We start from the raw sequence: 13,752 nt of genomic DNA on the forward strand, positions 1-13,752 counted from the left end.
CTACAAGGGATCTGTGTGAACCGCTTAATCGCAGACACAAAAAAACCGCAGTGGGTGAAACCCATGCAGTTCTGGTTGAAGCGTTCGATTGTTCGTTAAGGTGGCGACCCCACCAGCCACACCCCGGCACACAATGTTCCCGCTGTGGCTGCTGCCTTCCGGCTCTGACCAGGTTCACGGGTAATCGTTGCGGGGGGACCGATGGGGTCACCATAACGACGCTTGCCTGTCGGCGAGCCGCGCCATTGTACCTATCTGAGACGAAGTTACAACCGTTGGTTTCAGATTAAAAATATGAACAAGGTCAAGGACATAAAGATCGCAGCCTGCGGCAGCTCCTACAGGGCCAGTACCTCGTCCGCTTTGCCGCCCGCCTGCTGGATCACCAGATGAATGAAGTGCAGCTTGGCAATCGCAGCCGCCGGCAGCACGAACGGGTAAAAATCCGGCTGACCCATGCTGCGTGACAATTCATTGAGCATGCCGGCCAACTCGATCCACGCATTAACAAACGCCAGGAACGCCTCGCCACCGGGATGTTGCGGGTCGTACAGCGTGCTGCTCGGAAACGGCTGGTAATCGAAATCCATTTCCCGCGCGCTCATGCCAAAACCCAGCGCCGTGTCCACCGCGTCCATCATGTGCAGGTAATGCGCCCAGGTTTCCGCCCAGTCTTCCCACGGGTGCATGGTCGCGTACGCGCTGACGTAGTGCTGCGGCCAGTCGAGGGGCGCGCCTTGTTGGTAATGACGATCGAGTGCCTCGGCGTAACTGGCGCGCTCGTCGCCGAACAGGTTACGGAATGAATCGAGCCACGGGCCGTTGGCGATCAGCCGATCCCAATAGTAATGCCCGACCTCGTGACGAAAATGCCCGAGCAGCGTGCGATACGGTTCGTGCATCTGCGCCCTCACCCGCTCGCGGTGGGCGTCGTCGGCTTCTTTGATGTCGAGGGTGATCAGGCCGTTGGCGTGGCCGGTCATCGGCGCATTGCCTTCGAGGTCGACGCCGATGAAATCGAAAGCGAGGCCGCTGTCTTCATCCACGGTTTTCGGGATGACCTGCAAGCCGAGGGTGATCAGTTGCGCGACGAGGCGGCGCTTGGCGATTTCGACCTTGCGCCAGCGCTCGGGATTTTCCGGGTCGGACAGGTCGGGGATGGTGCGATTGAGGCTACAGGCGACGCACAAGGCATCGTCGACGTTGGCCGGCAGCAGCCAGTTGCACGCGGCGGGCGTGTCGAGGTTGGCGCAGCGGCGAAACAGGCCTGCGTCGGGATCAGCATCCAGCGTCCAGGTGCCGTTCTCCACACCGGGCGACAGGGAGGTGATGCGGCTTTCTTCCGGCTGATAACCGAGCAAGGCATTGCAGGCCAGGCACTGGCTGTTACGAAAGAACAACGACTGGCCGCAGCGGCACGGCCAGACTTTGCTGTTGCGCGAAGATTCGCCCATGAACGGCGCGATGATGCGAGAACTGAGTTGCTCGAAAAAACGGTGCATGGCGATCTCTCCCTGGGGCTTGCAGAGACTAGATCATTCTGGCGCGATGATCGTTCCCACGCTCTGCGTGGGAATGCATCCAGTGACGCTCTGCGTCACAGCGGACGCGGAGCGTCCGGGGCGGCATTCCCACGCGGGAGCGTGGGAACGATCAAAGAGATAGCACCATTGTGGCGAGGGGATTTATCCCCGATGGGTTGCGAAGCGACCCCAAATCCATACGACGCGGTAAATCAGATGTACCGAGCCGTATGGTTTTGCGACGACTGCGTCGCCGAACGGGGATAAATCCCCTCGCCACAGGGTTTTGTGTCAGACCTGGAGGCCATGGGTTTTGAGGAAGGCGATAAAGGTTTCTTCGTCCATCACTTTTACGCCCAGCTCATTGGCTTTGGTCAGTTTCGATCCGGCACCGGGGCCTGCAACAACGCAATGAGTTTTCGCCGAGACCGAACCAGCAACCTTCGCCCCCAGGCTTTCGAGGTGATCTTTAGCCACATCCCGGCTCATCAACTCGACCTTACCCGTCAGCACCCAGGTCTCGCCGGACAACGGCAAGCCTTCGACGACTTTCTTCTCGCTCTGCCAGTGCATGCCGAAATCACGCAGCTGTTTTTCGGACGCCTCAGCCAGTTGCCGATTCTCCGCAACCGCAAAAAACTCGCGCACCGAATTCGCCTGTTTCTCCGGCAACGCCTGACGCATGTCCAGCCAGTCAGCGTTCATCACCGCTTCCAGCGAACCAAACTTGTCCGCCAGTTTCTGCGCGCCACCCGGGCCGACCGAAGGAATGTGCAGCTTGTCGAGGAAACCGCCGAGCGTAGTACTGGCCGCAAACTCTGCGCCCAGTTCGCCCTGATCCTGAATCTGCAAACCATGCCCCAGCAATTCGGTGATCACCTGCTGGTTATGCGCATCTTCAAAGAAGCTGTGAATCTCGTGCGCCACTTCCAGACCGACATCCGGCAGGTACGTCAGCACTTGCGGCAACGCCTGCTGCACGCGCTCCAGCGAACCCAGGGAGCGCGCCAGCACCTTGGCGGTCTCCTCGCCGACATCGGGAATACCCAGCGCATAGATGAAGCGCGCCAGCCCCGGCTGCTTGCTGTCTTCGATGGCCGCCAACAGCTTGTTACTGGAGACCTCGGCAAAACCTTCGAGATCGACGATGTCGTCGAACTTCAGCGCATACAGATCGGCCGGCGAACTGACCAGACCTTCATCGACCAATTGCTCGACGCTCTTATCGCCCAAGCCTTCGATGTCCATCGCCCGGCGCGAGACGAAGTGAATGATCGCCTGCTTCAGTTGCGCGCCACAGGCCAGTCGACCCACGCAGCGATACACAGCGCCTTCGCTGACGGTTTCCTTGCCCTTGCTGCGCTTGATCAGCTGTGTGCGCTCGACGTGCGAGCCGCACACCGGGCAGCTCTCGGGAATCGCCACTGAGCGGGCGTTGTCCGGACGACGCTCAAGCACCACTTGCACCACTTGCGGAATCACATCACCGGCACGGCGGATGATCACGGTGTCGCCGATCATCAGGCCCAGTCGCGCGACTTCGTCCATGTTGTGCAATGTGGCGTTAGCCACCGTGACGCCAGCCACTTTGACCGGTTTCAGACGCGCGACCGGAGTGACTGCTCCGGTACGACCGACCTGAAATTCCACGTCGAGCAGTTCGGTGAGTTCTTCCATCGCCGGGAATTTATGCGCGATCGCCCAACGCGGTTCGCGGGCGCGGAAGCCGAGTTCGCGCTGATCGGCAATGCTGTTGACCTTGAACACCACGCCGTCGATTTCATAGGTCAGCGCGTTACGGCGTGCGCCGATGTCGCGGTAGTAATCCAGGCATTCGTCGATGCCTTTTGCCAGTTTCAGCTCATGGCTGATCGGCATGCCCCACTTCTGCAATTGCTTGAGGTTGCCGATGTGGGTGTCGGAAATGTCGTGGGAGACCTGGCCGATGCCGTAGCAGCAGAATTCCAGCGGACGGTTGGCGGTGATCTTTGAATCGAGCTGACGCAAGCTGCCGGCGGCGGCATTACGCGGGTTGGCGAAAGTCTTGCCGCCGACTTCCAGTTGCGAGGCGTTGAGGCGCTCGAAACCGGCCTTGGACATGAACACTTCACCGCGCACTTCCAGCGTCGCCGGCCAGCCTTCGCCGTGCAGCTTCAGCGGAATGTTGCGCACGGTGCGCACGTTGACGCTAATGTCTTCCCCTGTGGTGCCGTCGCCGCGTGTGGCGCCGCGCACCAGCACGCCGTCCTGATAGAGCAGGCTGACCGCCAGGCCATCGAGTTTCGGCTCGCAGCTGTATTCCACCGCCGCGCCGCCGCCGAACAGATCGCCGGCAGGGATATCCAGACCTTCGGTGACGCGACGATCGAACTCGCGCATGTCGCTTTCTTCGAAGGCGTTGCCGAGGCTGAGCATCGGCACTTCGTGACGCACCTGAGTGAACGCGGTGAGCGCCACGCTGCCGACGCGCTGGGTCGGCGAGTCGCTGGTGATCAGTTCCGGATTGGCGGCTTCCAGTGCCTTGAGCTCGTGGAACAACCGGTCGTACTCTGCATCCGGAATACTCGGCTCGTCGAGGACGTGGTAACGGTAGTTGTGCTGATCGAGTTCAGCGCGCAGCTCGAGAATGCGGTGTTTGGCGGCGGTCATGGGTGTTCTCTCATAAAGCAAAAGAGCAGCCGAGGCTGCTCAATCTTTTAATCATTGTAGGAGCAAAGCTTGCTCGCGATGGCGTCCTTGAGATCGCTTCGCGAGCAAGCTCTGCGCCTACAGGTCTTAGCGCTTCTGGGTCAATGCGCGGCGTTCGAATTCGACGATGCGCTGACGGTAGTGCTCGATCGTCTGTGCAGTCAGCACGCTGCGCTGGTCATCTTTCAGCTCGCCGTTGAGTTCCTGCGAAAGCTTGCGGGCTGCGGCAACCATCACGTCGAAGGCTTGCTTCGGATGACGCGGGCCTGGCAGGCCGAGGAAGAAGCTCACCGCCGGGGTGCTGAAATGGTCGATGTCGTCCAGATCAAAAATGCCCGGTTTGACCGCGTTGGCCATCGAGAACAGCACTTCACCGTTGCCGGCCATGCTTTCGTGACGGTGGAAAATATCCATCTCGCCAAAACGCAGACCGCTTTCCAGAATGTTCTGCAACAGCGCCGGGCCTTTGAAGCCGGCGGCGTCGCGGCAGATCACGCTGATCACCAAAACTTCTTCAGCTTGCGGCTGATCTTTTTCGACCACGGCCGGGGCAGGCTTGCTGTCGTCGGCGAAATCATCGTCACGGCTGCTGAAGCTCGGGCCGTCATCCAGATCCAGATCGAGGTTCAAGTCACCCTGCGCCGAACCTTTGCTGCCACGCTTGCCACGTTTATTGCCGGAATCGCGAGGCTCGCGTGCTTCGCGGGCCGGCATGCTCACCGACGGCAAATCGTGTTCGTCCAGCTGCGGTTCTTTATGCGTGTCCAGCACGCGGGCCGGGCCCAACAGCTCAGCGCTGGTGTCCTCGTCCGGCAGGTTGGACAGACTTCGGTCAAGACGGAACTTCAGTTTTCCCTTGCCGCCGCGCATACGGCGCCAGCCATCGAAAAGAATACCGGCTATCACTATGATGCCGATGACGATCAGCCACTCGCGCAGACCGATTTCCATGTAATCCCGTGCCTCTATAAAAAATGCTGAAAAATAAGGGGTTTACACTGTGCAAACCGCTTTAAAACGTGGCGCCAACTCTATGTTCTGACAGGCGTTTTGCCCACGTATACGAAAATTTGACATTAAACTAGCACGACCAAAGGCAACTTTACACCGTCTGTCTCATTGGCTTGCACGAATATGTCGATTGGCCAGCAAGTCGAAGTCGGTAAAAAAGTCCTACAACCCTCTAATACCTTTCCGACAGCGTGCGGGCTCAGGCGTCCACCATCGCCATTGCCTCCTCGACATCCACGGCCACCAGTCGCGAACAACCCGGTTCATGCATCGTTACACCCATCAACTGCTCGGCCATTTCCATGGCGATTTTGTTGTGGGTGATATAGATGAACTGCACGGTCTGCGACATCTCTTTGACCAAGCGTGCGTAGCGTCCAACGTTAGCGTCATCCAGCGGCGCGTCAACCTCATCGAGCATGCAGAACGGCGCCGGGTTCAACTTGAAGATCGCAAAAACCAGTGCCAATGCGGTCAGGGCTTTTTCCCCGCCGGAGAGCAAATGGATGGTGCTGTTCTTCTTCCCTGGCGGCTGCGCCATGATCGTTACCCCTGTATCGAGTAGATCTTCGCCCGTCAGTTCCAAATACGCGCGCCCGCCACCGAAAACTTTTGGGAAAAGCGCCTGTAAACCGCCATTGATCTGATCAAAGGTATCTTTGAAGCGGTTACGGGTTTCCTTGTCGATCTTGCGGATAACGTTTTCCAGCGTCTCCAGTGCTTCGACCAGATCAGCGTCCTGCGCATCCAGATAACGTTTACGTTCGGACTGCTGCGTGTATTCGTCGATGGCCGCGAGGTTGATCGCGCCCAGGCGTTGAATCCGCGCATTGATGCGTTCGAGTTCTTCTTCGGCTTCGCGTTCACTGGCTTGCGCGGTTAATGTCGCGAGCACGCCGTTGAGATCGTAGCCGTCTTCGAGCAATTGATCCTGCAAGGCCTTGCGGCGCACGGTCAGGGCTTGCCATTCCATGCGCTGCTGTTCGAGTTGGCCGCGAATCAATTGCGATTGTTGTTCAGCCTGAGTCCGGCGTTTTTCCGCGTCGCGCAATTCGCGGTCAGCGTCTTCCAGGGCGATCTGCGCGGTCTTGAGTTCTTCGTCGACGGTCATGCGCTTGTCGAGCAGCTCTTCGAGTTTCAGGCGCAGTTCTTCCAGCGGCGCCTCGCCCTCCTCCAGGTTCAGACTCAACTGTTCGCGTTTTTCAGTCAGGCGCTCGGACTGCATTTCCAGACGCTCGAGCGCCTGACGCGTGGAGTCATGCTGCGCGCGCAACGAGCCGAGACGCACGGCCAATTGATGCGCATGATCCTTATGCTGCCGCGCTTCCTGACGCACACGATCAAGGCGTTCGCGCAGGCTGTCACGCTGGGCCAGCAGCAACTCGCGCTGCTCGGTGTCCAGCGCCATGGCATCCAGCGCTTCCTGCAAGTGCATGCGCGCTTCGCCGACTTGTTCGTGCTCAAGCTCGCGTTGTTCGCCAAGTTCGATCAACTCTTCATCGAGACGGGTGCGACGCAGAGTCAGCTGTTCGGCCTTGGCTTTGCCGGCGGACAACTGAGCTTTCAGTTCGCCTTGCTGGCGCGCTTCGTCTTGCAGCAAACGACGCAAATGTTCGCGACCGTTTTCCTGCTGACGCTGTTGCGCGCGCAGGGTTTGCAGACGGGTTTCCATGGCCTCGACGGTGGCTTCTTTCTCTTCGCGTTCGAGGTGCAGCGCTTCGATTTCCTGACCACGGGCGAGCATGCCGCTTTCCGCTTCGCTGGCACGTCGTACGCGTAAAAAGTGTCGACCGACCCAGTAACCGTCGCGGCTGATCAAGCTCTCGCCAGCACTCAACTGCCCGCGTAAAGCCAACGCCTGCTCGAGGCTGTCGACCGGTTTGACCTGACCGAGCCACGGCGACAGATCGATCTGCGCATCGACTTTATCCAGCAAGCTGCCCGCCACTCGCACGCCATCGCTGGCCGGGCTGAGCAGGCGCAAATCGCCCTGAGTAAAACCGGACAAATCGAAGCCACTGAAGTCGTCGACCAGCACCGCTTGCAGATCGGCGCCGAGCACGGTTTCCACCGCCAATTCCCAACCGGCCTCGACCTTCAAACCTTCAGCCAGGCGCGGACGCTCGGCGAGGTTGTGCTCCTTCAGCCACTCAGCAGTGCCGGTGCCCGGATCGAGCGCGGCTTGCTGCAACGCTTCGAGGGATGCGAGGCGACCGTTGAGGCGCTGCAAATCGCCCTGTGCCTGTTGCTGCGCGGTCAGCGCTTGCTGCAATTCCTGACGCAGTTGTTCGAGTTTTTCGACCTGCGCTTCTTCGCTGGTCTGCAAATCTTCGAGGGTCGCTTCGGACTCGGCGAGCTGCTCGTTGAGCTCCATGATCGCCGCGTCTTCCGGGTCGGCCGAGAGCAACGCGCGCTCTTCGCCGAGACGCTTTTGCCGATCGGCGAGGCGCTCCATGCTGGTTTCCAGCTGCTGGATGCGCGACTGCTGCACCTCAGCCTGACGGCGCGGTTCGGCTGCTGTCAGGTTGAAAGCGTCCCACTGCTCCTGCCAGCCGTGCATGACGCTTTCGGAATCTTCCAGCGCAGCGGCGGCTTCTTCGGCGGCCGCGCTGGTGACTTCCTGCTCGGGGGTGAGCATGTTCAGCTCTTCGCCGAGGGTCAGCAGCAGCGTGCGGTCGTGGCCCAGATGCGATTCGGTTTCAAGGCGGGCGCGCTCGGCTTCTTTCAGATCGTCCTGCAACTGCCGCAGACGTTGCTGGCCGTGCTGGATGCTCTGTTCGACCCGGGCGATGTCACCGCCGACCGAATAGAAGCGCCCTTGCACCAGATTGAAGCGCTCGGACAGATCATGGTGACCGTCGCGCAAGCGTTCGATGGCCGCGTCAGCATTTCGCTGCTCAGCGACCAAGGCTTCGAAACTGATTTCCTGGGTGCCGATAATCGACTCGCGCTGACCGACCTGATCATTCAGATCCTGCCAGCGCAGGGCCGACAGTTGCGCCTTGAGCTGACGCTCCTCGGCTTTGAATTCTTGGTACTTCTTCGCCGCTTCGGCCTGACGGTGCAGGCGTTCGAGTTGACGCTCGAGCTCATCGCGCAAGTCAGTCAGACGCGCGAGGTTTTCGTGGGTGCGGCGGATGCGGTTTTCGGTCTCGCGACGGCGCTCTTTATATTTCGAGATGCCCGCGGCTTCTTCAATAAAGTTACGCAGGTCTTCGGGCTTGGATTCGATCAGCTTGGAGATCATCCCCTGCTCGATGATCGAGTAGCTGCGCGGGCCGAGGCCGGTGCCGAGGAAGATATCGGTGATGTCGCGACGACGGCATTTGGTGCCGTTGAGGTAATAGGTGGTCTGGCTGTCGCGGGTGACTTTGCGGCGAATGGAAATTTCCGCGTAGGCCGCGTATTCGCCCAGCAGCGTGCCGTCGGAGTTGTCGAAAACCAGCTCGATACTGGCCTGACTCACCGGCTTGCGGCTGGTCGAGCCGTTGAAGATGACGTCGGTCATCGACTCGCCACGCAGGTTCTTCGCCGAACTTTCGCCCATCACCCAGCGGACGGCGTCGATGATGTTCGACTTGCCGCAACCGTTCGGCCCGACGACCGCCGCCATGTTACTGGGGAAGTTCACCGTGGTCGGGTCGACGAAGGATTTGAATCCCGCGAGTTTGATGCACTTGAGCCGCACGCTTAAGCGCCCGTCAAGGCAGCAACCACCAGATCGCAGCTGCGCTGGCCGTAAGCCGTGAGCACGATGCGGATCTGCGGCAAATCACGGGCAAGCACGGCGGCCAGCAAGCGTTCGAACAGTTCGAGGAACTCGCTCATTTCCGCCTTGCGCTGTTCGAGGGCGAGGAAGTAGGCGCGGCTCATCGCCGGCTGCAGGTTCTCGACCGTTTCTTGCAGGTAAGGATTGTTGGCAAATGGATAGGCGGCGCGCATCACGCTGAAGCTGTCGTCGACGAAGCTGCGGATGTCCTGACGCTCGTAGCTGGCGGTCAGGCGCTGCTGGATCTGCACGAACGGCGCCATGTCCGACTGGACTTGCCAGCCATTGGCCACCGAGTTGCCGAGCAGGATGTACAGCTCGCTCATCAGCGTGCACAGGCTCTGCACCTTATGCGGCGTCATTTCGGTGACGTGCGCACCACGGCGCGGCAGGATCGCGATCAGGTGACGGCGTTCAAGGATCAGCAAGGCTTCACGAACGGAGCCGCGACTGACATTGAGGGCCAGCGTGACCTTTTGTTCCTGGATGCGCTCTCCCGGCTTCATTTCGCCACGAATGATGCGTTCGGCGAGGTGGTGAGCGATTTGCTCGGCGAGGCTGTCCGGCGCCTTGAACGTCATGGTTGTCCTTCAAACTCTATCGATCTGCACAAGCGGCGCAGTGTAGCGCAAATGCGGGCTCATGGCGGAGTGCCCACTCAGCGGTTTTTGGCACGATTCCCGCAGTTTTCTTCAGAAAACCAAACAAAAAACCAGGCTGACCAATGAAGGTCAATACTGAATAGACACGTTGTTGATCGACGAAATGGATTTTCCTGACCTTTAAGTCAGAAAACCATTGACCGAAAAGTCAGACCTGCTAAATTCGGCTCAAGTCGGTTAACAACAATAATGAGTCTGCGAGGCCTTCCGTGATCCAGTTTTTACTTAACCAGGAACTCCGTAGCGAGCACGCCCTGGACCCGAATCTGACCGTGCTCAACTACCTGCGTGAACACGTTGGTAAATCCGGCACTAAAGAAGGTTGCGCCAGCGGTGACTGCGGCGCCTGCACCGTAGTGGTCGGCGAGTTGCAAACGGATGACGATGGCCGCGAACACATTCGCTATCGCAGCCTCAACTCGTGCCTGACCTTTGTCTCGTCGCTGCACGGCAAACAATTGATCAGCGTCGAAGACCTCAAGCACAAAGGTGAACTGCACAGCGTGCAGAAAGCCATGGTCGAGTGCCACGGCTCGCAGTGCGGTTTCTGCACTCCCGGCTTCGTCATGTCGCTGTTCGCCCTGCAAAAGAACAGCGATGCACCCGATCACGCCAAAGCCCACGAAGCACTGGCCGGCAACCTCTGCCGTTGCACTGGCTACCGGCCGATTCTGGCGGCTGCCGAGCAATCCTGCTGCGGCAAGCAACCGGATCAGTTCGATGCCCGCGAAGCGGAGACCATCGCGCGCCTCAAAGCCATCGCTCCGACCGATATCGGCGAACTGAACAGTGGCGACAAGCGCTGCCTGGTACCGCTGACTGTCGCCGATCTGGCCGACCTTTATGACGCTTATCCACAAGCACGGCTGCTCGCTGGCGGTACCGATCTGGCGCTGGAAGTCACCCAGTTCCACCGCACCCTGCCGGTGATGATCTACGTCGGCAACGTCGCGGAAATGAAGCGCATCGAAACCTTCGATGATCGCATCGAAATCGGCGCCGCCACTGCCCTCTCCGACTGCTACGAAGCGCTGAACGCCGAGTACCCGGACTTCGGCGAACTGCTGCACCGCTTCGCTTCCCTGCAAATCCGCAACCAGGGCACCCTCGGCGGCAACATCGGCAACGCCTCGCCGATCGGTGACTCGCCACCGCTGCTGATCGCTCTCGGCGCGCAGGTTGTGCTGTGCAAAGGCGAAACCCGTCGCACCCTGAACCTCGACGATTACTTCATCGATTACAAAGTCACTGCCCGTCAGGAAAGTGAGTTCATCGAGAAGATCATCGTGCCGCGCGCCACGGCTGAGCAGTTGTTCCGCGCCTACAAAGTCTCCAAGCGTCTGGACGATGACATCTCCGCCGTCTGCGCCGCCTTCAACCTGCGCGTGGAAAACGGCGTGATCACCGATGCGCGTATGGCGTTCGGCGGCATGGCCGCGATCCCGAAACGCGCCGCCAACTGTGAAGCTGCGCTGATCGGTGCGCCGTTCAACAACGCTGTGGTCGAACGGGCCTGCGCCGCGCTGGCGGAAGATTTCACGCCGCTCTCGGACTTCCGCGCCAGCAAGGAATATCGCCTGCTCAGCGCGCAGAACCTGCTGCGTAAATACTTCATCGAACTGCAAACACCGCACATCGAGACTCGGGTGACCGCTTATGTCTAACCATCACGGCGTAGAGAAAACTCAAGCTGAACTGGCTGAATTGTTCGCCAAGGATCTGACCTCCGGTGTCGGCCGCAGCGTCAAGCACGACAGCGCCGCCAAACACGTGTCCGGTGAAGCGCAGTACATCGATGACCGCCTGGAATTCCCGAACCAGTTGCACTTGTATGCACGCATGTCGGATCGCGCCCACGCGAAAATCATCAGCATCGATACCTCGCCGTGCTACGCCTTCGAAGGCGTGCGCATCGCCATCACCCACGAAGACGTGCCGGGCCTGAAAGACATCGGCCCGTTGATGCCGGGCGACCCGCTGCTGGCCATCGATGACGTGCAGTTCGTTGGTCAACCGGTGCTCGCCGTTGCGGCGAAAGATCTGGAAACCGCGCGCAAAGCCGCGATGGCCGCGATCATCGAATACGAAGACCTCGAACCTGTGCTCGACGTGGTCGAAGCCTTGCGCAAACGCCACTTCGTGCTCGACAGCCACACCCACCAGCGCGGCGACTCAGCCTCTGCGTTGGCCACTGCTGAACACCGCATCCAAGGCACGCTGCACATCGGCGGTCAGGAACACTTCTACCTGGAGACACAAATCTCATCGGTGATGCCGACCGAAGACGGCGGCATGATCGTCTACTGCTCGACGCAGAACCCGACCGAAGTGCAAAAACTGGTCGCCGAAGTGCTCGACGTGTCGATGAACAAAATCGTCGTCGACATGCGCCGCATGGGCGGTGGTTTCGGTGGCAAGGAAACTCAGGCCGCCAGCCCGGCGTGCCTGTGCGCGGTGGTTGCGCACCTCACCGGTCAGCCGACCAAGATGCGCCTGCCACGCGTTGAAGACATGCTGATGACCGGCAAGCGTCACCCGTTCTACGTCGAATACGACGTCGGCTTCGACAGCACCGGGCGCCTGCACGGGATCAACATGGATCTGGCCGGCAACTGCGGTTGCTCGCCGGACTTGTCCGCCTCGATCGTTGACCGTGCGATGTTCCACTCGGACAACTCGTACTACCTCGGCGACGCGACCATCAACGGTCATCGCTGCAAGACCAACACCGCGTCGAACACTGCTTACCGTGGTTTCGGTGGCCCGCAAGGGATGGTCGCGATCGAAGAAGTGATGGACGCGATTGCCCGTCACTTGAACGTCGATCCGCTGTCGGTGCGCAAGGCCAACTACTACGGCAAGACCGAGCGCAACGTCACCCATTACTACCAGACCGTCGAGCACAACATGCTCGAGGAAATGACCGCCGAACTGGAAGAAAGCAGCCAGTACTACGAGCGCCGCGAAGCGATTCGTCGCTACAACGCCAACAGCCCGATCCTGAAAAAAGGCCTGGCGCTGACCCCGGTGAAATTCGGTATTTCGTTTACCGCGAGCTTCTTGAACCAGGCCGGCGCGCTGATCCACATCTACACCGACGGCAGCATCCACCTGAACCATGGCGGCACAGAAATGGGCCAAGGCCTGAACACCAAAGTCGCGCAGGTCGTGGCCGAAGTGTTCCAGGTGGAAATCGATCGCGTGCAGATCACCGCGACCAACACCGACAAAGTGCCGAACACCTCGCCGACCGCCGCCTCCAGCGGTGCTGACCTGAACGGTAAAGCGGCGCAGAACGCGGCGGAAATCATCAAGAAACGTTTGGTCGAATTCGCTGCGCGTCACTTCAAAGTCACTGAAGAAGACGTTGAATTCCACAACGGCCATGTGCGGGTTCGCGACCACATCCTGACCTTTGAAGCGCTGATCCAGCAGGCGTATTTCAATCAGGTCTCGCTGTCGAGCACCGGCTTCTACAAGACCCCGAAAATCTACTACGACCGCAGCCAGGCCCGTGGTCGTCCGTTCTACTACTTCGCCTTTGGCGCGGCGTGCTGCGAAGTGATCGTCGACACCCTGACCGGCGAATACAAGATGCTGCGCACCGACATTCTTCACGATGTCGGCGCTTCGCTGAACCCATCCATCGACATCGGTCAGGTTGAGGGTGGCTTCATTCAGGGCATGGGCTGGCTGACCATGGAAGAGCTGGTCTGGAACAACAAAGGCAAGCTGATGACCAACGGCCCGGCCAGCTACAAGATCCCGGCCGTGGCGGACATGCCGCTCGACCTGCGGGTGAAACTGGTGGAAAACCGCAAGAACCCGGAAGACACGGTGTTCCATTCCAAGGCTGTCGGTGAACCGCCGTTCATGCTCGGGATTGCTTCGTGGTGTGCGATCAAGGATGCGGTGGCGAGCCTCGGGGATTACAAGCATCAGCCGCAGATTGATGCGCCGGCGACGCCGGAGCGGGTGTTGTGGGGTTGTGAGCAGATGCGGCAGTTGAAGGCGGTGAAGGCCGTCGAAGCTGAAACCGAGTTGGCTCCGCTCTGATGATCGTTCCCACGCTCTGCGTGGGAATGCAGCCCCGCGACGC

At 59.8% G+C, this 13,752-nt stretch carries 7 protein-coding genes and 1 other RNA gene; 2 read left to right on the top strand and 6 right to left on the bottom strand.

Annotated elements, in window-relative coordinates; all coding sequences use genetic code 11:
• Window positions 1–107 precede the first annotated feature (107 nt).
• From ffs to QMX93_RS10170, 6 genes are all read right to left on the bottom strand, one after another.
• Window positions 108–204: signal recognition particle sRNA small type (ffs, locus tag QMX93_RS10145), an RNA gene on the bottom strand.
• Between the two features lie 134 nt (window positions 205–338).
• On the bottom strand, window positions 339–1,502 hold the full coding sequence (locus QMX93_RS10150) for a putative zinc-binding metallopeptidase (RefSeq protein WP_212544352.1): 1,164 nt from the start codon (window positions 1,500–1,502) through the stop codon (window positions 339–341).
• A 312-nt stretch (window positions 1,503–1,814) separates the two neighbouring features.
• The gene (ligA, locus tag QMX93_RS10155) at window positions 1,815–4,172 is read right to left on the bottom strand and encodes an NAD-dependent DNA ligase LigA (protein WP_282355332.1); all 2,358 of its coding nucleotides are present in this window, start codon (window positions 4,170–4,172) and stop codon (window positions 1,815–1,817) included.
• 126 nt (window positions 4,173–4,298) lie between these two features.
• On the bottom strand, window positions 4,299–5,162 hold the full coding sequence (gene zipA, locus QMX93_RS10160) for a cell division protein ZipA (protein WP_053118755.1): 864 nt from the start codon (window positions 5,160–5,162) through the stop codon (window positions 4,299–4,301).
• Window positions 5,163–5,421: 259 nt separating this feature from the next.
• A complete protein-coding gene (smc, locus tag QMX93_RS10165) occupies window positions 5,422–8,910 on the bottom strand; it encodes a chromosome segregation protein SMC (protein ID WP_282355335.1) in 3,489 nt (1,162 codons plus the stop codon).
• Between the two features lie 2 nt (window positions 8,911–8,912).
• Window positions 8,913–9,572: a GntR family transcriptional regulator gene (locus tag QMX93_RS10170; RefSeq protein WP_053118751.1), complete on the bottom strand. Its 660-nt coding sequence runs from the start codon at window positions 9,570–9,572 to the stop codon at window positions 8,913–8,915.
• Between the two features lie 290 nt (window positions 9,573–9,862).
• On the opposite strand from QMX93_RS10170, the gene xdhA reads away from it, so the two are divergent.
• A complete protein-coding gene (gene xdhA, locus QMX93_RS10175; RefSeq protein ID WP_282355338.1) occupies window positions 9,863–11,317 on the top strand; it encodes a xanthine dehydrogenase small subunit in 1,455 nt (484 codons plus the stop codon).
• A complete protein-coding gene (gene xdhB, locus QMX93_RS10180) occupies window positions 11,310–13,709 on the top strand; it encodes a xanthine dehydrogenase molybdopterin binding subunit (RefSeq protein ID WP_282355341.1) in 2,400 nt (799 codons plus the stop codon). The genes xdhA and xdhB overlap by 8 nt, the downstream gene beginning before the upstream one ends.
• The last annotated feature ends 43 nt before the right edge of the window (window positions 13,710–13,752 follow it).

The organism is Pseudomonas sp. PS01303, from assembly GCF_029959385.1.
GTDB lineage: Bacteria > Pseudomonadota > Gammaproteobacteria > Pseudomonadales > Pseudomonadaceae > Aquipseudomonas > Aquipseudomonas rustica.

Coding starts and splice junctions, on each gene's coding strand:
- QMX93_RS10170 (WP_053118751.1), bottom strand. CDS start 9,572: ATGACGTTCAAGGCGCCGGACAGCCTCGCCGAGCAAATCGCTCACCAC.
- QMX93_RS10150 (WP_212544352.1), bottom strand. CDS start 1,502: ATGCACCGTTTTTTCGAGCAACTCAGTTCTCGCATCATCGCGCCGTTC.
- xdhB (WP_282355341.1), top strand. CDS start 11,310: ATGTCTAACCATCACGGCGTAGAGAAAACTCAAGCTGAACTGGCTGAA.
- zipA (WP_053118755.1), bottom strand. CDS start 5,162: ATGGAAATCGGTCTGCGCGAGTGGCTGATCGTCATCGGCATCATAGTG.
- ligA (WP_282355332.1), bottom strand. CDS start 4,172: ATGACCGCCGCCAAACACCGCATTCTCGAGCTGCGCGCTGAACTCGAT.